15 protein-coding genes and 2 tRNA genes are annotated in these 20,451 nt (G+C 35.0%); 12 read left to right on the top strand and 5 right to left on the bottom strand.

Features of this window, described 5'->3' with window-relative positions; all coding sequences use genetic code 11:
* Window position 1 precedes the first annotated feature (1 nt).
* The 5 genes from LNP23_RS01350 (at window position 2) to LNP23_RS01330 (ending at window position 2,657) form a co-directional block, all read left to right on the top strand.
* On the top strand, window positions 2-460 hold the full coding sequence (locus tag LNP23_RS01350) for a peroxiredoxin (protein WP_047774167.1): 459 nt from the start codon (window positions 2-4) through the stop codon (window positions 458-460).
* A gap of 45 nt (window positions 461-505) precedes the next feature.
* Window positions 506-1,474, top strand: a complete 969-nt coding sequence (locus tag LNP23_RS01345) for a type I phosphomannose isomerase catalytic subunit (RefSeq protein ID WP_230003229.1) — start codon at window positions 506-508, stop codon at window positions 1,472-1,474.
* 56 nt (window positions 1,475-1,530) lie between these two features.
* On the top strand, window positions 1,531-1,797 hold the full coding sequence (locus LNP23_RS01340; RefSeq protein ID WP_047774164.1) for a hypothetical protein: 267 nt from the start codon (window positions 1,531-1,533) through the stop codon (window positions 1,795-1,797).
* Between the two features lie 78 nt (window positions 1,798-1,875).
* Window positions 1,876-1,949 (top strand) — tRNA-Thr (locus LNP23_RS01335).
* Between the two features lie 634 nt (window positions 1,950-2,583).
* A tRNA-Thr gene (locus LNP23_RS01330) sits at window positions 2,584-2,657 on the top strand.
* Between the two features lie 449 nt (window positions 2,658-3,106).
* On the opposite strand, the gene LNP23_RS01325 is transcribed toward LNP23_RS01330, so the two are convergent.
* The 3 genes from LNP23_RS01325 to htpG all read right to left on the bottom strand — a co-directional run bounded on the left by LNP23_RS01325 (window position 3,107) and on the right by htpG (window position 6,975).
* On the bottom strand, window positions 3,107-3,823 hold the full coding sequence (locus LNP23_RS01325; protein WP_230003227.1) for a DUF4369 domain-containing protein: 717 nt from the start codon (window positions 3,821-3,823) through the stop codon (window positions 3,107-3,109).
* A gap of 135 nt (window positions 3,824-3,958) precedes the next feature.
* Window positions 3,959-4,780 (bottom strand): hypothetical protein, encoded by an 822-nt coding sequence (locus LNP23_RS01320; RefSeq protein ID WP_230003226.1) that lies wholly within the window; start codon window positions 4,778-4,780, stop codon window positions 3,959-3,961.
* A gap of 311 nt (window positions 4,781-5,091) precedes the next feature.
* Complete coding sequence (gene htpG / locus LNP23_RS01315; RefSeq protein ID WP_230003224.1) at window positions 5,092-6,975, bottom strand: molecular chaperone HtpG; 1,884 nt, start codon at window positions 6,973-6,975, stop codon at window positions 5,092-5,094.
* Window positions 6,976-7,178: 203 nt separating this feature from the next.
* On the opposite strand from htpG, the gene LNP23_RS01310 reads away from it, so the two are divergent.
* The 3 genes from LNP23_RS01310 (at window position 7,179) to LNP23_RS01300 (ending at window position 9,448) form a co-directional block, all read left to right on the top strand.
* Window positions 7,179-7,682, top strand: a complete 504-nt coding sequence (locus LNP23_RS01310) for a lipocalin family protein (protein WP_230003222.1) — start codon at window positions 7,179-7,181, stop codon at window positions 7,680-7,682.
* A 17-nt stretch (window positions 7,683-7,699) separates the two neighbouring features.
* Window positions 7,700-8,395: a YiaD family glycine zipper/OmpA-like lipoprotein gene (locus tag LNP23_RS01305; protein WP_047774156.1), complete on the top strand. Its 696-nt coding sequence runs from the start codon at window positions 7,700-7,702 to the stop codon at window positions 8,393-8,395.
* A 102-nt stretch (window positions 8,396-8,497) separates the two neighbouring features.
* Window positions 8,498-9,448, top strand: coding sequence for an ABC transporter ATP-binding protein (locus LNP23_RS01300; RefSeq protein WP_047774154.1), 951 nt, complete (start codon window positions 8,498-8,500; stop codon window positions 9,446-9,448).
* A 320-nt stretch (window positions 9,449-9,768) separates the two neighbouring features.
* Here the strand turns inward: LNP23_RS01300 and LNP23_RS01295 are convergent, their stop codons facing one another.
* Window positions 9,769-12,180, bottom strand: coding sequence for an alpha/beta hydrolase family protein (locus LNP23_RS01295; protein WP_230003220.1), 2,412 nt, complete (start codon window positions 12,178-12,180; stop codon window positions 9,769-9,771).
* Between the two features lie 276 nt (window positions 12,181-12,456).
* Between LNP23_RS01295 and LNP23_RS01290 the strand changes: the two genes are divergently transcribed.
* The 3 genes from LNP23_RS01290 (at window position 12,457) to LNP23_RS01280 (ending at window position 14,969) form a co-directional block, all read left to right on the top strand.
* Window positions 12,457-13,464 carry a 3-oxoacyl-ACP synthase III family protein gene (locus LNP23_RS01290; RefSeq protein WP_047774151.1) on the top strand — a complete coding sequence of 336 codons (1,008 nt, stop codon included), beginning with the start codon at window positions 12,457-12,459 and terminating at the stop codon, window positions 13,462-13,464.
* A 272-nt stretch (window positions 13,465-13,736) separates the two neighbouring features.
* A complete protein-coding gene (locus tag LNP23_RS01285) occupies window positions 13,737-14,060 on the top strand; it encodes a GIY-YIG nuclease family protein (RefSeq protein WP_230003218.1) in 324 nt (107 codons plus the stop codon).
* A 237-nt stretch (window positions 14,061-14,297) separates the two neighbouring features.
* Window positions 14,298-14,969 carry a copper homeostasis protein CutC gene (locus LNP23_RS01280; RefSeq protein WP_230003216.1) on the top strand — a complete coding sequence of 224 codons (672 nt, stop codon included), beginning with the start codon at window positions 14,298-14,300 and terminating at the stop codon, window positions 14,967-14,969.
* A 281-nt stretch (window positions 14,970-15,250) separates the two neighbouring features.
* Here LNP23_RS01280 and LNP23_RS01275 read toward each other — a convergent pair whose 3' ends face one another.
* The gene (locus tag LNP23_RS01275; protein ID WP_230003214.1) at window positions 15,251-17,671 is read right to left on the bottom strand and encodes a TonB-dependent receptor; all 2,421 of its coding nucleotides are present in this window, start codon (window positions 17,669-17,671) and stop codon (window positions 15,251-15,253) included.
* Between the two features lie 707 nt (window positions 17,672-18,378).
* Between LNP23_RS01275 and argS the strand changes: the two genes are divergently transcribed.
* Entirely contained in the window at window positions 18,379-20,160 is a 1,782-nt protein-coding gene (argS, locus tag LNP23_RS01270) for an arginine--tRNA ligase (protein WP_230003213.1), read from the top strand.
* Window positions 20,161-20,451: the final 291 nt, after the last annotated feature.

Genomic DNA, 20,451 nt, shown 5'->3' with positions numbered 1-20,451 from the left:
AATGTCATTAAAAATAGGAGATATAGTTCCGAATTTTACTGCAAAGGACAATCATGGTGAAGTTTTTGAAAGCCAAAGTGTTTTGGGTCGAAAGCCACTTGTGGTTTATTTTTACCCAAAAGACAATACACCGGGTTGTACCACCGAAGCTTGTAGTTTTAGAGATCAATATGAAGATTTTAAAGATCTTGGAGCTGAGGTTATCGGAATAAGCAGTGATAGTGTCAAATCACATCATAAATTCGCGAATAAACATCAGTTACCGTTTATACTGTTGTCAGATCAGGATAAAAAATTGAGACATCTTTTTGGTGTTCGGGATAATTTATTTGGTCTTTTACCGGGAAGAGTGACGTATGTTATCGATCGGAATGGAGTTGTCATTCTGATTTTTGATAGCATGAATGCTTCCAAGCATATTCCTAAAGCCTTAGCAACCATTAAAGAATTAGTACTATAAAGAAACTATAATTCGTTAACAAAAATAATCGCCTCTTAAAAAAACATGAATTCAAAAATGTACCCTCTGCAATTTTCCCCTATTTTAAAAGAAAGAATCTGGGGAGGAGAAAAATTAAAAACAATCCTTAATAAATCAATTGTTTCCAAAATTACCGGCGAGAGTTGGGAATTATCGACTGTAGAAGGAGATGTGAGTGTGGTTGCCAATGGAGCTTTGAAAGGAAAATCATTGATGGAACTTATTGATGAAACTCCAAACGAAATTTTAGGAACAAAAGTTTATGAGCGTTTTGGAAAACAATTTCCGTTGCTTTTTAAGTATTTAGATGCTCGTGAGGACCTTTCAATACAAGTACATCCAAATGATGCTTTGGCAAAAGAGCGTCATAATTCTTTTGGCAAAACCGAAATGTGGTATGTATTACAGGCGGATACAGATGCCAGAATTATTGTTGGTTTTAAAGAAGATTCAGGAAAAGAAGAGTATTTGAAACATCTAAACGATAAAACCTTAGTTTCGATTTTAGATGATGTAAAAGCAAAAACGGGGGATGTTTTCTTTTTAGAAACGGGGACTGTTCATGCGATTGGTGCCGGTTTAGTAGTGGCAGAAATCCAGCAGACTTCAGATATCACGTACCGTTTGTACGACTTTGACCGTAAAGATGCGCAAGGAAATACTAGAGAACTTCACGTAGATTTGGCACTTGATGCTATTAACTACAATAAGGTAGATACACAAAAGAAATACGAGACTAAAACAAATACTTCTAATGTAGTAGTAGATTGCCCTTATTTTACGACCAATTTTATTCCGTTAGAAGATAAAGTGGCTGTTTCTAAATCAGGCGAGACTTTTACGGTATATATGTGTGTGGAAGGAAGTTTCGAAATGGAATATGATGGTTTTAAACAGTCTTATATAAAAGGAGATACTGTTTTGGTTCCCGCTGCGATAAATGCATTTATGTTGACCGGAAAAGCTTCAATTTTAGAAATTTACATTTCATAGCTCGTAATAAAAAGATTATATGTACTTTTGCAGACGCAAATTAAAATTAAAATAAAATGGCAAACGTTAAAAATTTAAAGAAAGACATCAATTTCGTATTAGGTGATATCATTGAAGCAATTTACTTATTCGAAATGTCTACGACAGGAAATCCAACTCCGGAAACGAATGCTTTGATCGACGAAGCTATTGCTGCTTTCGATACTTTGATCACTAAAGTGAACGCAAAAGATGTTGAAAACAAAAAAGCACACTTCAAACAAATCAATGTTGAATTGGAACAAACTGCTAATCAATTGATTGCTAAAATCAACGAATTGTAAGCAAAAAAAAGTATAAAAAAGTGCAAATTTATTTTGGAAAAACGAAAATCCACCTTATCTTTGCACCCGTAATGAGTCGCCAGCGTAGCTCAGTTGGCTAGAGCAGCTGATTTGTAATCAGCAGGTCGTGGGTTCGAGTCCCTCCGCCGGCTCAACGTAAAATTAACCATCACTTTTGTGATGGTTTTTTTTTGCTCTAAACTTAAGGGTGAATGTCAAAATCTCGCGAAGACGCAGAGTCGCGAAGTTTTTGTTCTAATTTTTTAACTTAGCGACTCTGCGTCTTTGCGAGAAATAATTTGAATCAGATGCAAAAGTTGGATCAGGTCCAAAAGCTGTACAGCAGCAAAAAATAGAATGTGAAAATTTAGTTTGTTTAGCATACATACACACGTTTGCGCAATACGCCTTCAGTTTGTCCTTTCGACGAAGGAGAAATCACATCCGATATTCGACAAAGATTGGCTATTTTCTATGCGGAATTTCTTGTGTGATTTCTCCTTTGTCGAAAGGACAGAACTGCAGAAAATTTTATTTTAGCTTTCAATCCTGTCTTGCTGAAAAAAGAGAGTGACATCCAAAGAGAAATGAACAGTGATTCTAATCAAAAGTCTAGGTATTTAGGGCAAAATTGAAGAAATTTTGATTAAAAGAGAAAGTTTTTTTAGGGTTTAAAAATCTCATTTTCAGTTCAGTGTTTGCAGTGCTTAAAAAAAAGATTGCTCAGAGTTAAAATTTATTTTGGAAAAACGAAAAACCGTACTATATTTGCACCCGTAATGAGTCGCCAGCGTAGCTCAGTTGGCTAGAGCAGCTGATTTGTAATCAGCAGGTCGTGGGTTCGAGTCCCTCCGCCGGCTCAACATAAATTAACCATCACTTTTGTGATGGTTTTTTTTTGCGCTGAATTTTTGGGCTTTTTACTCAAAAAAATAGACTTATTATTTTTGGACCAAGCCCAGAAGTTGTGGGGAATAAGAATTATAACCCTATAAGTGTTATAAGTTCATCAAAGTGAAAGAGTTTAAAATCATATGAACTTACATCACTTATATGGTTTAAATATATTTTTGGTTAATTCTGGATTTTTGTACCTGATCGTTATTTTTCTTACCACAGATTAAAGAGATTCGCACAGATTGTCTAATCATTTTAATCTTTTAATCTGTGGCAAAACAAGAACAAGTTATAGCGTAAATAGGTTTGTGATTTCTATTCGGCAATATATTCCTTTGTAATTGGAGATTTCCACAAAAAAAAATGCCTTGTAAAATTTTACAAGGCATTTTTTTATGGATAAAAGATAAAATTACTTTTGTTCCTGTTTTTTGATTTCGCTAACGTACTTTGTTAGTTTTTTACCATAAAGAGATTGTGCTACTTTTGGAGTCATTGATTTTTGTATCGTATCCAGGAATTTAACGTTGATATCGTAAATCTCAGCTAACGCAATATAAGGTGCTATTTCGTGATCTTTGTGGTTGATGGCAAAGTTTGTAGCGTATAAGTATTTTCTTTTGATATTAGACTGTTGTTTTGCGTCAATACTGTCAACCGCTTTTTGATCTTGTCTTTTTAACGCTTTAAATTTTGACTCAACCATAGAAAGGTTTTCGTCATTAAAACGGGAGTTTATTTTTTTATACTCTTCATATAATTCCTGATTTTTAGATCCGGTAATTTTAGCAGCGTATATAAAGTTGTCTAAGTTGGTTTCGATGTTAAGATTTCCCGGTTCTGCGAAAAATAAAATATTATTGTCCAAAGAGTTTGTTACACCGCGATCCAGAAATAAATAAAGCATTTCCGGAGATTCTAATTTGATGTCTTTTTCAAAAGTTGAATTTCCGTCTATTTTGATAGAGTCAATCGCAACCAGGGAAGTATCTGCTACTCTTTGAATATATAAAGTTCCGTTTTTTAATCCTTTTATGTTTCCGGTAAGATGTAAACCGTCAGTAGTTTCTTTTTTGCTGCAAGATGCCAATAGGGCAAGTGTAACAAAGGCAATAATTGATTTTTTCATTGGTTTTTTAGATTTTGCTGCAAAATAAAGAAAATAGTTTGAATGTGGAGAAGTAAGGGTTTAATTTTTGTTAAAAATAAAAATCCCAATCTATTTCTAAATTGGGATGTGCTTATTTTTGTAAAAATGAATCAGTTACATGGTCAAATTATAGGTATTACCATTTTCGTGAGTGTAGGTATAAGCGCTGTTGCAGTCATTGTTTCCGTAATCAACAACTCCGTTTAAATAACCGCCTTGGATTTTTAATTTTCCTTTTGAAATAAATTCACAAGAATACTTTTTAACTAAAGTTTCCTGAACTGTCAAAGTTAATGTGGCATCTTTGTCTGAAGTTACAGTGTGCGTTCCTTCGGTCATTTCATAAACATTATCGGCTAAGGTTGGTGTCAAAACTCCTTCAGTTTGTCGTATTGAATAGGTTCCGGTATTTAAGTACGCTCGTCCATCTGAATCGGTCAATTTTCCATTAAGTACTTTTCGGGTCCATTTTGGAATTGTCTGTTCTGTTGTGGTATTCACATACTCAATAGTGCCTTCCAGTTTTAGTTTGTTAATAAAATAATCAATTCTTTCGATTGTCATTTTACTTCCGGTTGTAGTAACTGGTCCGGTCAGTGTGATTTTTAGTTTTCCTTTTCTTGTGATTTGATCCGTGGCACAGCCTGTTCCGTAATCTACTGTGAATATTTTTGGATAATTTTCGGCAGTTGGTTTTTCAACCGTAATAGTGCCGCAAATCCCGGGTGCAGTTTCGACTGATTTTGATGTGCCGTTATTTGTGGTTACAAGCAATCCGGTTTTAAGGTCCATTTCGTTAACGGCATCAATTAAGACAGAAGCTTTAATAGCAGCGTTGTCGGTTTGATTGACGATTTCGTTGTCGTCATTTCCGCAAGAAACGTAGAATAGTGCTGTTGCACAAAAGGTTAACGATAGAAAAAAACTTTTTTTCATAGTGGTATTTGTTAAGTGTTAGATAATAGTGGGCATTCAAAAATAATAAAAAAAAGGTTTCGGTTGTCAGAAATTTTCTGAATCTGAGTTTGTAGGGAGGTTTTTTTAAAGGTGCTGAGGTTCTGAGTAGCTAAGGTTCTGAGTTTTTGGTCTTAGGTTTAGATTGTGACTGGGGGATGTAAAATGTGAGCTGAGACTGAGACCGAGACCGAGACTGAAAACTGAAAACTGAGAACCGAGACTTTTTAAAATATAAAAAGCCTGCAAGAGTAAACTTGCAGGCTTTGAGACCAATTTGTACTAAAATCGGATTATTTGATCATTTCAAAACTTCTTTTTACAAAAGCAGTTAAGGCTTCTCCTTTTAAAAGGTTTTGCGATAATTTAGCTAAGTCTAAAGCTTGTTTTACCAAGTGTTCCTGGTGTGTTTTGTCTTCTGTATTTAAAATGTTTGTTGCTAAGTCAGAATTGGTGTTAACAACCAGATTGTACATTTCCGGCATATTTCCCATTCCGAACATTCCACCGCCACCGGATTGGCTCATTTCTTTCATTCTACGCATAAATTCAGGTTGCGTGATGATAAATGGAGCTGACTGGCTATCCATTGCTTCCAATTGTACCGAGTAGGCTTTTGGAATATAAGATTCTAAAGACGTTTTTAAAGATTCTTTTTCTTCGTCAGATAATTTAGAAATCGTAGTCTCTTCTTTTTTGATTAAGTTATCAATATGGTCAGAATCTACACGAACAAAAGTTAAACCGCTGTTATCTCCTTCAATTTTTTGAATCAAATGTGAAATAATAGGAGAGTCTAATAGTAACACTTCGTATCCTTTTGCTTTTGCAGTTTCGATATAAGAGTGTTGTGCGTCTTTATTTCCGGCATATAAAACAACCAATTTTCCGTCTTTATCGGTTTGGTTTTCTTTTAGTTTTTCTTTTAATTCTTCGATAGTAAAGTAGGTATCGTCAACTGTTGGATATAATACAAAGGCACCTGCTTTTTCGTAGAATTTATCATCAGAAAGCATTCCGTACTCTAAAACGATTTTAATGTCGTTCCATTTTTGTTCAAAATCAGCACGGTTTTCGTTAAACAAAGCTTTTAGTTTGTCTGCTACTTTACGCGTGATGTAGTTAGAAATTTTCTTAACGGCACCATCAGCTTGTAGACCTGAACGAGAAACATTCAAAGGGATGTCCGGTGAATCAATAACACCTTTTAGCATCGTCAAAAATTCCGGTACAATTCCTTCTACGTTATCGGTAACGTAAACCTGGTTTTGGTACAATTGAATTTTATCTTTTTGGATCTGCATGTCAGAACCTAATTTCGGAAAATATAAAATTCCTGTCAGGTTAAACGGATAGTCAACATTTAAGTGAATGTGGAACAAAGGATCTTCGAATTGCATTGGATACAATTCTCTGTAGAAACTTTTGTAATCTTCGTCACTTAATTCAGTTGGTTGTTTGGTCCATGCCGGATTTGGATTGTTGATGATGTTGTCTGTCTCAACAGTCTCGTTGATATAATCTTCAGGAGCATCTTCCGGTTTTGGAAGTGTTTCTGTTCTTGTTCCGAATTTAATCAGAATAGGCATGAACTTATTGTATTTGTTTAATAAACCACTGATTTTTGAATCTTCTAAGAATTCAAGAGAATCTTCAGCAACATGAAGGATGATTTCCGTTCCGCGTGAAGTTTTGTCAGCTGGCTCTAAAGTAAATTCAGGGCTTCCGTCACATGTCCAGTGCGCTGCTGGTTCGTCTTTGTATGATTTTGTAAGGATTTCTACTTTTTCAGCCACCATAAAGGCAGAATAGAAACCAAGTCCAAAGTGACCAATAATTCCGGAATCTTTGGCAGAATCCTTGTATTTGTCCAAGAATTCTTCAGCACCTGAAAAAGCGACCTGATTGATGTATTTTTCTACTTCATCAGCAGTCATACCTAAACCTTGGTCGATGATGTGGATTTTTTTACCCTCTTTGTCTACTCTGATTTCAATAACCGGATTTCCATATTCTACTTGGGCTTCACCGATGCTAATAAGATGTTTTAGTTTTAATGTAGCATCTGTTCCGTTTGAAATCAGCTCACGTAAAAAGATTTCGTGATCGCTGTACAAGAACTTTTTGATTAAGGGAAAGATGTTTTCAACCGAAACATTAATTTTACCTGTTGTCATATTTTTTAATTTTTTAGTTTAATGTGATGTCTTTCATTTAGTCAAATAGAATACCAATTAGTTTTTGAGTGACAAAATGTCGGAGGTGTTAATTATGAAAGAAAAAAAACAGATTCTAAAACAAAAGATGTTTTAATGAATCGTATCTTTGCGGTACAATAATTGCTTAAATGTGTAAGTATTAACTTAAATAAATGTACAAAATGAAGAAAATTATTTTTATTTGCATGATTGCCACGATGGTGTTTGCGTGTAAATCAGCTTCGTCTTCAACAGCTTCAACGGAAGCACCAACACTTTCAACTAAACTTGACAGACCTACTCAGGTAGCTATTAAAGGGAATTGGGTACTAACCAACGTATCTTATCCGGGTTCTGATTATATTAAAGTAAACTCATTTGATCTTGCTGATTCAAAATGTTTTATTGGAAGTACCTGGAATTTTATTTCAAACAATAATAAAGGAACGATGGCACTAACAGCTCCAAGCTGTACTGCATTTACATCTCCAATTGTTTGGAGTATTAACAATCAAGGGCTTTTCGTACTTAAAATTGTAGAGCCTGGAACAAAATCAAAAAATGTTAAATCTGGGTATTTACTAAAAGTAGCAGGTTTGACAGATAATTCCTTTCAGCTGATTGATAACATTAATGTTGGTGGACAAACGAAAGATGTAACGTACCAATTTCAAAGAGCAAATTAATATAAAATAGATAGAACATGAGAAAGATAACAGTATTTGGTTTAAGTAGTTTACTTGTATTAACTAGTTTTTTTACAAGTTGTGACTCTGTAAAAAACGCAAATAATACTCAAAAAGGAGCCGGAATCGGAGTGGTTGCAGGTGGAATTATTGGTGGTATTTTAGGTAACAATTTGGGACGCGGAGGAAATGCTGCACTGGGAGCTGCTATTGGAGCTGCTGTTGGTGGTGGAACCGGAGCTCTTATTGGAAATAAAATGGACAAACAAGCTCGTGAAATCGACCAAGCGTTGCCGGGTGCAGATGTAGAAAGAGTAGGAGAAGGAATTCACTTAACTTTAAACGAAAATGCAGTTCGTTTTGATACTAATAAATCAACATTGACCGCTCAGGCAAAAGCAAATCTGGACAAATTAGTTCCTGTATTTAATGAGTATGGCGATACTAATATTGAGATCTTTGGTTATACAGACAGCACTGGGAAACCAGAGTACAATTTGACACTTTCAGGACAAAGAGCGGCATCTGTTAGAACTTATTTAGTTTCTAAAGGAATTAAATCAACTCGTTTTAAAACTTCAGGTTTAGGAATAGCTGATCCGATCGCAACAAATGATACTCCGGAAGGAAGAACTCAAAACCGTCGTGTTGAATTTGCTATTACTGCAAACGATAAAATGGTAAATGATGCAAAAGCAGAAGCTGGAAAATAATTTCCATACAATATAATTTGAAAAAAGCTGTTCGTAATGAATGGCTTTTTTTTTGACTTTCGGTTTTAAAGATTGTAAATTTGCCCCCTCAATTATAACGCAATGCTTGACATAAAAAATATCTCCTTTTCCTATACGGATACACCGGTTATTAAAAACGTGACTTTTTCAATAGAAAAAGGGCAAAATATTGCGATCATAGGAGAAAGTGGTTGTGGAAAAAGTACACTGCTTAAATTGATGTACGGATTGTATAATCTGGATGAAGGGGAAATGTTTTATAATGAAAAACCTATCTTAGGGCCTAAATACAATCTGATTCCCGGTATGCCTTTTATGAAGTATCTGGCACAGGATTTTGATCTGTCTCCATATGAAACGGTAGCAGAAAACGTTGGAAAGTTTCTTTCGAATGGTTTTGCCAACATGAAAAAATTACGCGTTCAGGAATTGCTGGAAATGGTAGAGATGGATCAGTTTGCTAACGTGAAGGCTAAATTTTTAAGTGGGGGACAACAACAAAGAGTTGCTTTGGTACGGGTTTTGGCCTTAGAACCGGAAGTAATTTTGCTTGATGAACCGTTTAGTCAAATCGATGCATTTCGAAAAAATGCTTTGCGACGCAATTTGTTCCGATATTTAAAACAAAAAGGAATTACCTGTATTATAGCAACGCATGACAGTACAGACGCTTTGTCGTTTGCAGACGAGGCTATTGTAATGCGAAATGGCGAAGTGATCGTAAAAGATAATCCGACAACAATTTACGAGGATCCACAAACTAGATATGTGGCCTCTCTTTTTGGAGAAGTAAACGAGGTACCGACACATTTGTTAGTTCCATACGAAGACGAAGCGCATAAAACGCTGGTATATCCACACCAGTTTAAAATGGTAACGGAGTCTGATTTACCGGTAAAAATCAGAAGAACTTATTTTAGAGGGAATCACTATTTGATTGAATCGGTTTATAAAAGACAATTGGTTTTCTTTGAGAGTGAAATTGATCTGCCGCTTGAAGAAAATGTTTTCCTGAGTTTGAATTATTTGTAGTATAGTCTCAGTCTTCGGTCTCAGTCTCAGTCTCAGTCTCAGTTCGCATTTTTCAGCTGACGTCTGCTATCTAAAACTTAGAACCTTAGTTACTCAGAACCTTAGGAACTTTAAGAAAAATAGTCTCAGTCTCAGTTCACATTTTCAGCTGATGATCTCAATCTAAAACTTAGAACCTTAGTTACTCAGAACCTTAAAAACTTTAAAAAAAAACTTAGAATCTTAGTCACTCAGCAACTTAGCAACTCAAAAAAAAAGAAGAAGCCGACTCTAACAAGTAGAATCGGCTTCTTTTTTTTTATAATAATCAGATTGAGAGATTAGTTTTTTAGGTTTTTTTCTAAAAACTGATCTTGTTCCCAAAGTAAGTGTAAGATGTTTTCTTTGGCAGCATATCCGTGAGATTCTTTAGGTAAAATTACCATTCTTGCAGGAGCTCCTAAACCTTTTAAGGCTTGGAAATAACGCTCTGTCTGTAAGGTAAAAGTTCCAGGGTTGTTGTCTGCCTCACCGTGAACTAACAAAAGAGGTGTTTTCATTTTGTCAGCATTCATAAAAGGAGACATTGTGTTGTACACTTCCGGAACTTCCCAGTAATTACGTTGCTCAGATTGAAATCCAAATGGAGTTAAAGTTCTGTTGTAAGCACCACTACGAGCGATTCCACAAGCAAAAAGATTAGAGTGTGTTAATAGGTTAGCTGTCATAAAAGCACCGTAAGAATGCCCTCCAACTGCTACTTTCTTTCTGTTGATATATCCTAATGCATCTACAGCGTTAATTGCAGCTTCTGCATTATCAACTAACTGTGTAATAAAATTGTCATTAGGTTCTGTAGTTCCTTCACCAATAATAGGGAAAGAAGCATCATCTAACACAACATAACCTTTAGTAACCCAGTATACAAATGATCCGTAAGAAGGAAAAGTAAACTCATTTGGATTCTGAGTAGATTGTCCTGCACTGTTTCTGTCTTTATATTCAGCCGGGTATGCCCAGATTAATAAAGGCATCTTTTCTTTTTTAGCTTTATCGTAACCAACAGGTAAGTATAAAGTTCCTGAAAGCTCTACACCATCTTTACGTTTGTATTTAATTACTTCTTTGCTAACATTTTTAATGCTTTCAAAAGGATTTTTGAAAGAAGTAATTGGTGTCAGGCTGTTTTGTTTTTTAATATTTCTGAAGTAATAATTTGGGTAATCACTTTTTGATTGGATCATTACTAAAACTTTTCCGGTTTTAAAATCTTCGATCTCAATTAAATCTTCTTTTTTGTCTTTGTAAGATGAAGTGTAAAGACGTTTGCTTTTTAGCGTTTTAAAATTGAACTCATCAATAAAAGGAAACTGACCGTCTTTTGTAAAACCGTCACCGATCAGGTAAGCATTGTTGTTCTCAATGGCTAAAACATTTTTGTTGTACTCATTTTTTCTGGTTTCAAATGAACCTGGGTCTGAGTAAACATCCTGATAGTTTCTGTCATTAAGTACTTTTGGCTGTTGGCTTGGAGTTGATGGGTTTATTAAATAGGTTTTTACATTACGAGTGTCGTACCATGAATCAGAAAGAATTGCAATCGCATCGTTCCCCCAAGTAATACCTCCAAAACGTTGAGGTGTTTTTACCAATGTAGTAGCTTCGTTTGTAAAGGGTGCATCCCAAAGAAAAACTTCATCTCTGAAATCTACTTTGTTAGCAGGATTACCTTCGTCAAGAGCAGAAACATATACTAAAGTCGCCGGTTTGTCATTTCTCCAGGTCATTTCTCTTTTTCCTTTTTGTACCGCCATAAATCCTTTTGGGATAATTTCGTTTAAAGGAACCTCATTTACAACTTTGATTTCTTTTCCTCTGCTGTCATAAACTACTGTTTTAGATGGGAATCTGAACAATGGTACAACATAAGAAAATGGTTTTTGAATTGTAGTCAGCATGATGTAATTTCCATCAGGTGAAATTCTTTCTCCGGCAAACATGGCAGCTTCTTTAAATAAAGTAGCAGTTCCATTAATGTTTACTTTATATAATTCTGAAGTGATGATGTTTTCAAAATTAGCTTCATCATTTTTGTTTTTCAACATATCAGGATACGTTCTGTTTTGAGATTTCTCTCCTGAAGTGTTAGAAACAATAGGACCGGTTGGTAAGTCTTTTTTAGAATCCAGTAATGGCTGTCTGTTTTTAGGAAGCATCTTTACTAAGATCGTTTCATTGTCTAAAAGCCAGCTAAACGGATTACCAAGATTTGCATTTACATTTGCTTCGGTAAGTTTTGTAGCTTTTGCAGTAGCAACGTCCAAAACCCAAAGTTCAACCCCAGTACTTGTAGTATGAGAGAACAGGATTTTTTTGTCATTTGGTGACCAAAGGATGTTACTGATTCTTGGATTAGCAGGTAATCCGGCAACTTGTACTTCTTCTGTACCGTTTATTTTTCGTACTTTTAAGTTGTTGATGTAGGTTACGGTACTTGAGATGTTAGTTACAGGATTTATCCTTATACCAGCCAAACGAAGTTCGTCTTGGTTTAAATCATCTAATGTTTTGTAAGTGTTTCTGTAAGAAAGCAGCATGTATTCTTTTTTAGTATCCATTGATACCGAAGGAGCTCTTTCGTAATCGGCTAAATCCAGGATGGATTTGGAAGGCTTTTGATAGGTTAAATTTTCTTGCGCAATCGCAGAAAAACCTAAGGTTAAAAATAAAAAGAGAGTAACCTTTAATTTCATAATTTGAATTTTAGGGGGTTAAATTAAGTAGTATTATTAATAAGTTTGTCTAAAGTAGTGCAGACATGTTACATTTTAATGGAGAATTTTATTTTTTTAAGATTTTTTTAAGGTTTTAATGTGTTAACTGCTTTTTCAGAATTTAAAACGATTCTATATGTCGTATTATTGAAGTATATTAAATTGTCAATCACGAAAAAAATAGTAATTTGTACCGTTATATTTTAAAGTATACTTAGATTTGCAATCCAATTTTTTAACAAATAATAAAAGAATATGTATCATTCAAAAATAGCGGGCTTAGGATATTATGTTCCTTCTAATGTTGTGACTAACGATGATTTGTCTAAAATTATTGATACCAATGACGAATGGATTCAGGAAAGAACTGGAATTCAAGAACGCCGACATATTATTCGTGGAGAGGATACCACAACCTCTATGGGGGTAAAAGCAGCTAAAATTGCTATAGAACGTTCCGGCATAGCCAAAGAAGATATTGATTTTGTGGTTTTTGCTACCTTAAGTCCGGATTACTATTTTCCAGGACCAGGAGTTTTGGTACAACGTGATTTGGGATTAAGAACGGTTGGAGCTTTAGACGTTAGAAATCAATGCTCGGGTTTTATCTACGGAATCTCGGTTGCAGACCAATACATCAAAACGGGAATGTATAAAAACATTTTAGTAATTGGTTCTGAAGTACATTCAACAGGATTGGATATGACAAGCCGCGGACGTGGTGTTTCAGTTATTTTTGGAGATGGAGCAGGAGCGGCTGTTTTAAGTCGTGAAGAAGATTTGACAAAAGGAATATTATCAACACACCTACACTCAGAAGGACAACACGCCGAAGAGTTAGCGCTACAAGCACCGGGAATGGGAGCACGTTGGGTAACCGATATTATAGCAGATAATGACCCAAATGATGAGAGTTATTATCCTTATATGAATGGACAGTTTGTATTTAAAAACGCAGTAGTTCGTTTTGCTGAAGTAATCAACGAAGGTTTAGAAGCAAATGGTCTACAGGTTTCGGATATTAATATGTTGATTCCGCATCAGGCTAATTTGAGGATTTCACAGTTTATTCAAAACAAATTCAAATTGTCAGACGATCAGGTGTATAACAATATTCAGAAATATGGTAATACAACCGCAGCATCGATTCCGATTGCTTTAACCGAAGCATGGGAACAAGGAAAAATAAAAACAGGAGATACAGTTGTTTTAGCAGCTTTCGGAAGTGGATTCACTTGGGGAAGTGCTATTATTAAATGGTAATTTTTTTGTTTAAATAATATACTAAACCTGTTCAGTTTCTGAGCAGGTTTTTTTTTGGAAGAACGAGGGGTGATAATTTACTGTATTATTTTTCGTACATTTACAGCTTTGAACGAACTGTCAAGCTGAGCGAAGTCGAAGCACTTTAAGATGAATAGCCCTTCGGCTTCGCTCAGGGTGACACACTAGGTTTAAGAAATGTTTTTAAAATAACAACTGTCAGGCTGAGCGAAGTCGAAGCCCCTTTTTTTACTCCAAAACTTCTATTTAAAATGAAATTTTATTATGTTTATATCTTAAAATGTTCTGATGATAGTTACTATACCGGAATAACAAATAATATGGATCGAAGACTCAAGGAACATAAGTCCGGTTTGCATAAAGAAAGTTATACGTATAATAAAAGACCATTGAAATTAGTGTTCTGTACTGATTTTAATGATGTCAATCAAGCAATCTCTTTTGAAAAACAAGTGAAAGGATGGAGCAGAAAAAAGAAAGAAGCTATAATAAATGATAAATGGGAGGACTTAAAAAAACTTTCAGAATGTTTAAATTTAACGAGTCATAAAAATTTTATTAAAAAAGATGTTTAGTAGTGAACAGCCCTTCGACTTCGCTCAGGGTGACACTAGGATTAAGAGATGTTTTTTAAATAACAACTGTCAGGCTGAGCGAAGTCGAAGCCCTTTTAAGATGAATAGCCCTTCGACTTCGCTCAGGGTGACACTAAGGATTTAAGAGATGTTTTTTAAATAACAACTGTCAAGGTGAGCGAAGCCGACTGTCAGGCTGAGCGAAGTCGAAGCCCTGCTTTACAACAAATGAATACAATGAAAAAAAAACAACTCGAAATAGCCTGTTTCAATTACGAATCGGCTTTGATTGCTCAGGAAAACGGAGCAGACCGAATCGAATTATGCGAGAACATGCAACTCGGAGGGACAACGCCAAATTATATTTTAGGAGCCAAAGTCCGCGAGAAATTGTCAATCAAAATGCATGTGATTATCAGACCCCGTGGAGGGGACTTTGTTTATTCCGATGAAGAAATTATCGTAATGAAACAAGACATCAAACAATTCAAAAAACTGGGAGTGGATGGTTTTGTTTTTGGAATTCTAAACGAAGATGGAAGCGTAAATAAAAGCGTAAATGAAGAATTGGTTGCTTTGGCGGCTCCCTATTTCTGTACGTTTCACCGGGCTTTTGATGTGGTGGCTGATGTAGAGCAAGCTCTTGAAGACGTCATTGATTGTGGTTTTAACGCCATTCTGACTTCCGGACAAGGAACAAATGTTTTGGAAGGGATTGCAGTTTTAGAGAAAATTCAGAAATTGGCAGGGGATCGAATTGTGATTATGCCGGGTGGAGGTTTGCGATCCTCGAATATTCAGTTGTTACTGGAGAAACTGGAACCAACATTTTTTCATACTTCTGCGATTACAAATAATACAGAAACGGCAGATCCTTTGGAGATAAAAAAAATACAGGCTTATTTTTAAGGATTGGATGCAAAAGTTGGGGATTAGACAAAAAGATTGGGCAATCTGATTTTTTTTAAAGTTATATTTCTGGCGACTCTAAATGGATACTAAAAGCTTTTAAACCATATAAGTGATGTAAGTTCATATTAAATCTGCTTGCGTTTCCCTTGCGAAAATCTTTGCGCACTTTTGGTTAAAATAATCCGATTATAATAACAATAAAAAAGGCCTGGAGTTGGCATACTCCAGGCCTTTTTTGCTACAAGAAAATTATTTAAATCTGCTAATTAAGAGTGGGACTAAAACATTCCGCCACCACCTTGACTAGTGTTGTCTTCTCTTTGTTTACGTTGCAAGTTTTTGATTTTTGCTCCTCCAAAGTTGTAGGTTAAACCTAAATAAACCGTTTGGCTTTCCCAGGTAAATTGTCCTGCGTGTGGATAAGGATATTGTGAATCAAAAGCATATTTCATCGTATTGAAAACATCATTAAAACGAACACTTATGTTCATTTTGTTGTTCAATAAGGTATAACGTGAACCCATGTCGATTTTGTACATTTCGTGACTGTTATTTTGAAGACCGTCAGATGGGCCTTTGTAGAATCCGAACAATAAGAAGCTCAAACGTTTGTTTACTTTAAAGTTTGAATTCATACGGGCGTTGAAAGCAGAAACTGTAATTTTTCTTTCAACTTGATCGCTTTCCTTTGTTACAGGATCGAACAAAGAAACATATCCTTGTTGTTTGATACTTGAGAAATCAATAGAAGGAGAAATATCCCACCATTTTGCGATTTTATAATTGAAGGAAGCTTCAAATCCATAAGCAGTGTTGCGATCAAAGTTAGCATAAGACAAGATTACCTTATTACCGCTCTCATTATCGACATTGTCAGGATACAAAACTCTACTGATTTGATCATTGATACTTCTCACATAAACTCCCGCTGTGAAACTTCCTTTTTCTAAAGTTTTAGTATAATTTGCTTCTACTGAGTTTGTAAACTGAGGTCTTAATTCAGGGTTTCCTAACGAAGTTACTAATGGAGTAGAAAACTCACGAAGAGGTTTTGTCTGCTCTAAACTTGGACGGTCTACACGACGGCTATAGCTTAATTGCAATGTATTTTTTTCGTTTAGGTTATAGGTCAAATAAGCTGATGGATATAAAGTGATATAGTCATCATCAAATTTTTGTTGACCACGATTTAAATTAGCCGCTACTTTATAGCTTTCAAAACGAGCACCCAATTGGTAGCTGAATTTTTTGTATTTCTGACCAAAAGTTACGTAAGCAGAATAAATATCTGTATCGTAAGTATAATTTGAGTTTACATTCTGATCAGAAAATGTTACGCCTGTTCTGGTGTAATCATTTCCTGTTCTGGTGATTCTGGCTTCAGCACCGGCCTCAAGAGTTGTTTTTTCGTTCAACGGATTAACATAATCTATGTTTAGCGTACTTAATTTACGATCTCCTTTGATCAAGTCATTGTAAATTAGATTTTTTGCAGTATTGTTTGGAGCTGTAGTTTTAGTATCAAAATACGCATTCTGAGATTCTTTACTATCGCTATAGTTTCCTTCAAAATCCAATGTGTGTCCTTCTTTTTTGAAGATGTGTTTGTAGGCTAAATTATAAGTTCCTGTTTTTTCAGGTCCTGAATATTTAGAAGTTTGGTAAATGTTTTTGATGTCCGGATCACCATTATTATAATCAATATCGGTGTTTACAAAACCTTTTCCGTTCGATTTGTTTTGATTGGTATAAAAAGACAACGTATTATGGTCATCAATCAAATAATCCATTCCGATTTTATACAGATAAGAATCATTATCATTTTTAACATCGATATTCTGAACAACGTCCTGATCAAATCTTTTGATGAAACCATCGTTAAAGTAAGTTCCGAAGTTTTGACCAACGTTTCCAAAAAGGTTTACTTTCCCGGTTTTATAATTCAAATCCAAAGACTGATTGTACTTGGCCGTTTCTCCAAAAGTAATACCACCACTATAACTTCCGTTGAAACCAACATTGGTGTTTTTATGCAAAATAATGTTGATGATTCCTGACATTCCTTCCGGATTGTATTTGGCACTTGGATTGGTAATCAACTCAATTTTTTTGATTGAGGTTGATGGAATTTGTTTTAATAACTGAGCCGGGTCAATGTTACTTGGTCTTCCGTCAATTAATACACGTACATTATCATTTCCGCGAAGCGAAAGTTTTCCGTCCTGATCTACGTTTACAGATGGAATATTGTTCATAATGTCAGACGCTGATGCTCCGGCAGTGGTAAGGTCTTTTCCGACAGTAACAACTTTACGGTCAATTTTTTGTTCAATTGTAGAACGCTCGCTCACAATATTTACGCCTTTAAGTTGTGTAGCTTCTTCTTCAAGAGCGACTTTAACAATAGCTTCTTTTTTGTTTTCATTTAAAAGAATAGAACCGATGTATTTTCTAAATCCAATGTATTGAATTTCGATGGTATAGTTTTTTAAGGCTAAATTTTTAATAGTAAAATCACCATTGTCGTCTGTGTTTACTCCGGAAACTACTTTTCCATTTTCTTTAATTGAAACAGTAGCATATGAAATGGGAGCATTGTTCGACTTTTCGGTAATTTTTCCTGAGACCGTCCCGGAATTCTGAGCTTGTGCTGTTGCCATTACACCCAGTAATGCGAACAGTAAAAATTTTAATTTCATAGTTAGGTAATTGATTGATTTGATCTGACTGATGATGATTGTTTTTTTAGTTTTTTTATTTTTTGAAATAAATTCAAAGTCCCTATTAAGACTATTTTACCAGCGATATGTTACAAAAAAAATGAAATAAAAAATGTTCTTTTTTTGTTAAAGGCTGTTTTATAAGAGGTTAAGCTTCTTAAATTTTAATTTAAATAAATGTATTTATAGTACTTTTCTTTCGGCTAATAGTAGGGAATAGATACTCACAGTGATGGCAGAAAATGTTGTTTAAGGCAAAATTTTAAAGATGGAAGTACTGCCTCTTTTGAATGCAGTAAAAGTATCAGATCTTTGAATCGATAAACGGAATTCTTAACTCTGTGTTCCAGTTGGAAGTTCGTAGCGGCATGCACGTTCGCGAATAGGTTTTGACTGTTCTAAACCCGGTCCGTGGCAGGTGTTTTTTCCTCCGGATTGATTTTGCTTTCACCATAATGACTTCTTCTATTTTATGGATGTTACAGAAAAAATCAAAGAAGAAGAGTGTTGTTTTATGAATGTTCTGTTTTGGAGTAATTTAGTGTTTCGGTTTTTTGATTATTTTAACCATTTAAATAATTGTTAGTTTTTTTTAATTCTAAGGATTTTCGGGAATTTTATATGTTTTTGATTTTCTCTAATTGGTGAATAAGCAGTATCTTTGCTCACTTTAAAAATAAGTTTACATGTCATTATCACAAATTCTTACCCCTTCTATACAAAAAGCAATACAGGCATTATTTGATGTTACTATTGAAAAAATCGAGTTTCAGACTACCAGAAAAGAGTTTGAAGGCGATATTACAATGGTTATTTTTCCTTTGTTGAAAGTGATTAAAAGTAATCCTGGCGAGTTGGGTTCTAAAATTGGAAATTACCTGGTTGAAAATGTTGCTGAAGTAGCACGATTTAATGTGGTTTCCGGTTTCCTGAATATTGTAATTGCAGATCGTTATTATTTAGATTTCTTTAATGGAATAAAAGACAATACAAAATTTGGTTATGTAACACCAAATCCGGAAGAGAAGGCGATTATGGTGGAATATTCTTCGCCAAATACCAACAAACCATTACACTTAGGACATGTACGTAATAATTTGTTGGGGTATTCTGTAGCTGAAATTATTAAGGCTTCAGGCAAAAAAGTATATAAAACGCAGATCATCAACGATCGTGGGATTCATATTTGTAAATCGATGTTGGCTTGGGAGAAATTCGGAAACGGAGAAACCCCGGAAACTTCAGACTTAAAAGGAGATAAACTGGTTGGTAAATATTATGTTGAGTTTGATAAAGCGTACAAAGCTGAAATTGCTCAATTAATAGAAACCGGTAAAACAGAAGAGGAAGCCAAAAAACAAGCTGCGATTATTATCGAAGCTCAGGATATGCTCAAAAAATGGGAAGCTGGTGATGAAAAAGTGATCACACTTTGGAAAATGATGAACCAATGGGTATATGACGGTTTTGCTACTACTTATAGCAATCTCGGAGTAAATTTTGATCGTTATTATTATGAAAGCAACACCTATTTATTAGGGAAAGATGTAGTTCAGGTTGGATTGGATAAAGGTGTTTTTGAAAAAGATCCTGATGGTTCGGTTTGGATTGATTTGACTGACGAAGGTTTAGATCGTAAAATTGTACTTCGTTCAGACGGAACTGCTGTTTATATGACACAGGATATTGGAACTGCTATTCAACGTGTAAAAGACATGCCAGATGTGGGCGGAATGGTTTACACCGTTGGTAATGAGCAGGATTATCACTTTAAAGTACTATTCTTAATCCTCAAGAAATTAGGTTTTGACTGGGCTTCAAGTTTATATCATTTATCATATGGAATGGTTGATTTGCCTTCGGGAAAAATGAAAAGCCGTGAAGGAACTGTAGTAGATGCAGATGATTTGATGCAGGATATGACCGATACAGCCAAACAAATTTCTGAAGATTTAGGAAAATTGGATAGTTATTCTGATACGGAAAAAGCGAAATTGTACAAAACAATTGGTCTTGGAGCACTTAAATATTACATTTTAAAAGTAGATCCTAAAAAACGTATTCTGTTTAATCCCGAAGAATCAGTTGATTTTGCCGGAAACACAGGGCCGTTTATACAATATACGTATGCGAGAATCCAATCGATTATTCGCAAAGCAGATTTTGACTATAATGTAGCGCTGGATGGAGTTGAAGTGCTTCACGAAAAAGAAAAAGAATTGGTAAAACAAATCGAACTTTTTCCGGAAGTAATTCAAAACGCAGCTCAAAATCACAGCCCGGCCTTGATTGCTAATTATACTTATGATTTAGTAAAAGAATACAATTCGTTCTACCAATCCGTACATATTTTAGGAGAAGTGGATCTGACAAAAAAAATATTCAGAGTGCAACTTTCTCAAAAAGTGGCAGAAGTTATAAAATCGGCTTTTACTTTATTAGGAATAGAAGTTCCGGAGAGAATGTAAAATAGAAATATATCAAAAAAAATAGGCTGTTCCCATACGAACTGCCTATTTTTTTTGGATTATTACGAGGGTTGGTTGATTAGCCTTTGCTGCAGTTCTCAATTTGCAGTTCTGAAAGTCAGAACAAAAGAAAACGGATCAAGTCCGAAAGTTGTGGGGAAGTAAAAATCTCGCAGAGTCGCAAAATCGCAAAGTTTTAATGAAAAAACAGAAAAAAACTTAGCGACTTGGCGTCTTTGCGAGATCGTCAAAGCAAGAAGTTAGAAAATTAGGTTCTTAAAAAGCTCTGGC

The organism is Flavobacterium cupriresistens, assembly GCF_020911925.1.
GTDB lineage: Bacteria > Bacteroidota > Bacteroidia > Flavobacteriales > Flavobacteriaceae > Flavobacterium > Flavobacterium cupriresistens.
Note: the sequence above shows the minus strand (reverse complement) of the source record. Positions and strands in the feature narration are given on the sequence as shown.

Coding starts and splice junctions, on each gene's coding strand:
- LNP23_RS01280 (WP_230003216.1), top strand. CDS start 14,298: ATGAAAAAAAAACAACTCGAAATAGCCTGTTTCAATTACGAATCGGCT.
- LNP23_RS01320 (WP_230003226.1), bottom strand. CDS start 4,780: ATGAAAAAAAGTTTTTTTCTATCGTTAACCTTTTGTGCAACAGCACTA.
- LNP23_RS01325 (WP_230003227.1), bottom strand. CDS start 3,823: ATGAAAAAATCAATTATTGCCTTTGTTACACTTGCCCTATTGGCATCT.
- LNP23_RS01300 (WP_047774154.1), top strand. CDS start 8,498: ATGCTTGACATAAAAAATATCTCCTTTTCCTATACGGATACACCGGTT.
- LNP23_RS01310 (WP_230003222.1), top strand. CDS start 7,179: ATGAAGAAAATTATTTTTATTTGCATGATTGCCACGATGGTGTTTGCG.
- LNP23_RS01345 (WP_230003229.1), top strand. CDS start 506: ATGAATTCAAAAATGTACCCTCTGCAATTTTCCCCTATTTTAAAAGAA.
- LNP23_RS01275 (WP_230003214.1), bottom strand. CDS start 17,671: ATGAAATTAAAATTTTTACTGTTCGCATTACTGGGTGTAATGGCAACA.
- LNP23_RS01340 (WP_047774164.1), top strand. CDS start 1,531: ATGGCAAACGTTAAAAATTTAAAGAAAGACATCAATTTCGTATTAGGT.
- LNP23_RS01350 (WP_047774167.1), top strand. CDS start 2: ATGTCATTAAAAATAGGAGATATAGTTCCGAATTTTACTGCAAAGGAC.
- LNP23_RS01290 (WP_047774151.1), top strand. CDS start 12,457: ATGTATCATTCAAAAATAGCGGGCTTAGGATATTATGTTCCTTCTAAT.
- htpG (WP_230003224.1), bottom strand. CDS start 6,975: ATGACAACAGGTAAAATTAATGTTTCGGTTGAAAACATCTTTCCCTTA.
- argS (WP_230003213.1), top strand. CDS start 18,379: ATGTCATTATCACAAATTCTTACCCCTTCTATACAAAAAGCAATACAG.
- LNP23_RS01285 (WP_230003218.1), top strand. CDS start 13,737: ATGAAATTTTATTATGTTTATATCTTAAAATGTTCTGATGATAGTTAC.
- LNP23_RS01305 (WP_047774156.1), top strand. CDS start 7,700: ATGAGAAAGATAACAGTATTTGGTTTAAGTAGTTTACTTGTATTAACT.
- LNP23_RS01295 (WP_230003220.1), bottom strand. CDS start 12,180: ATGAAATTAAAGGTTACTCTCTTTTTATTTTTAACCTTAGGTTTTTCT.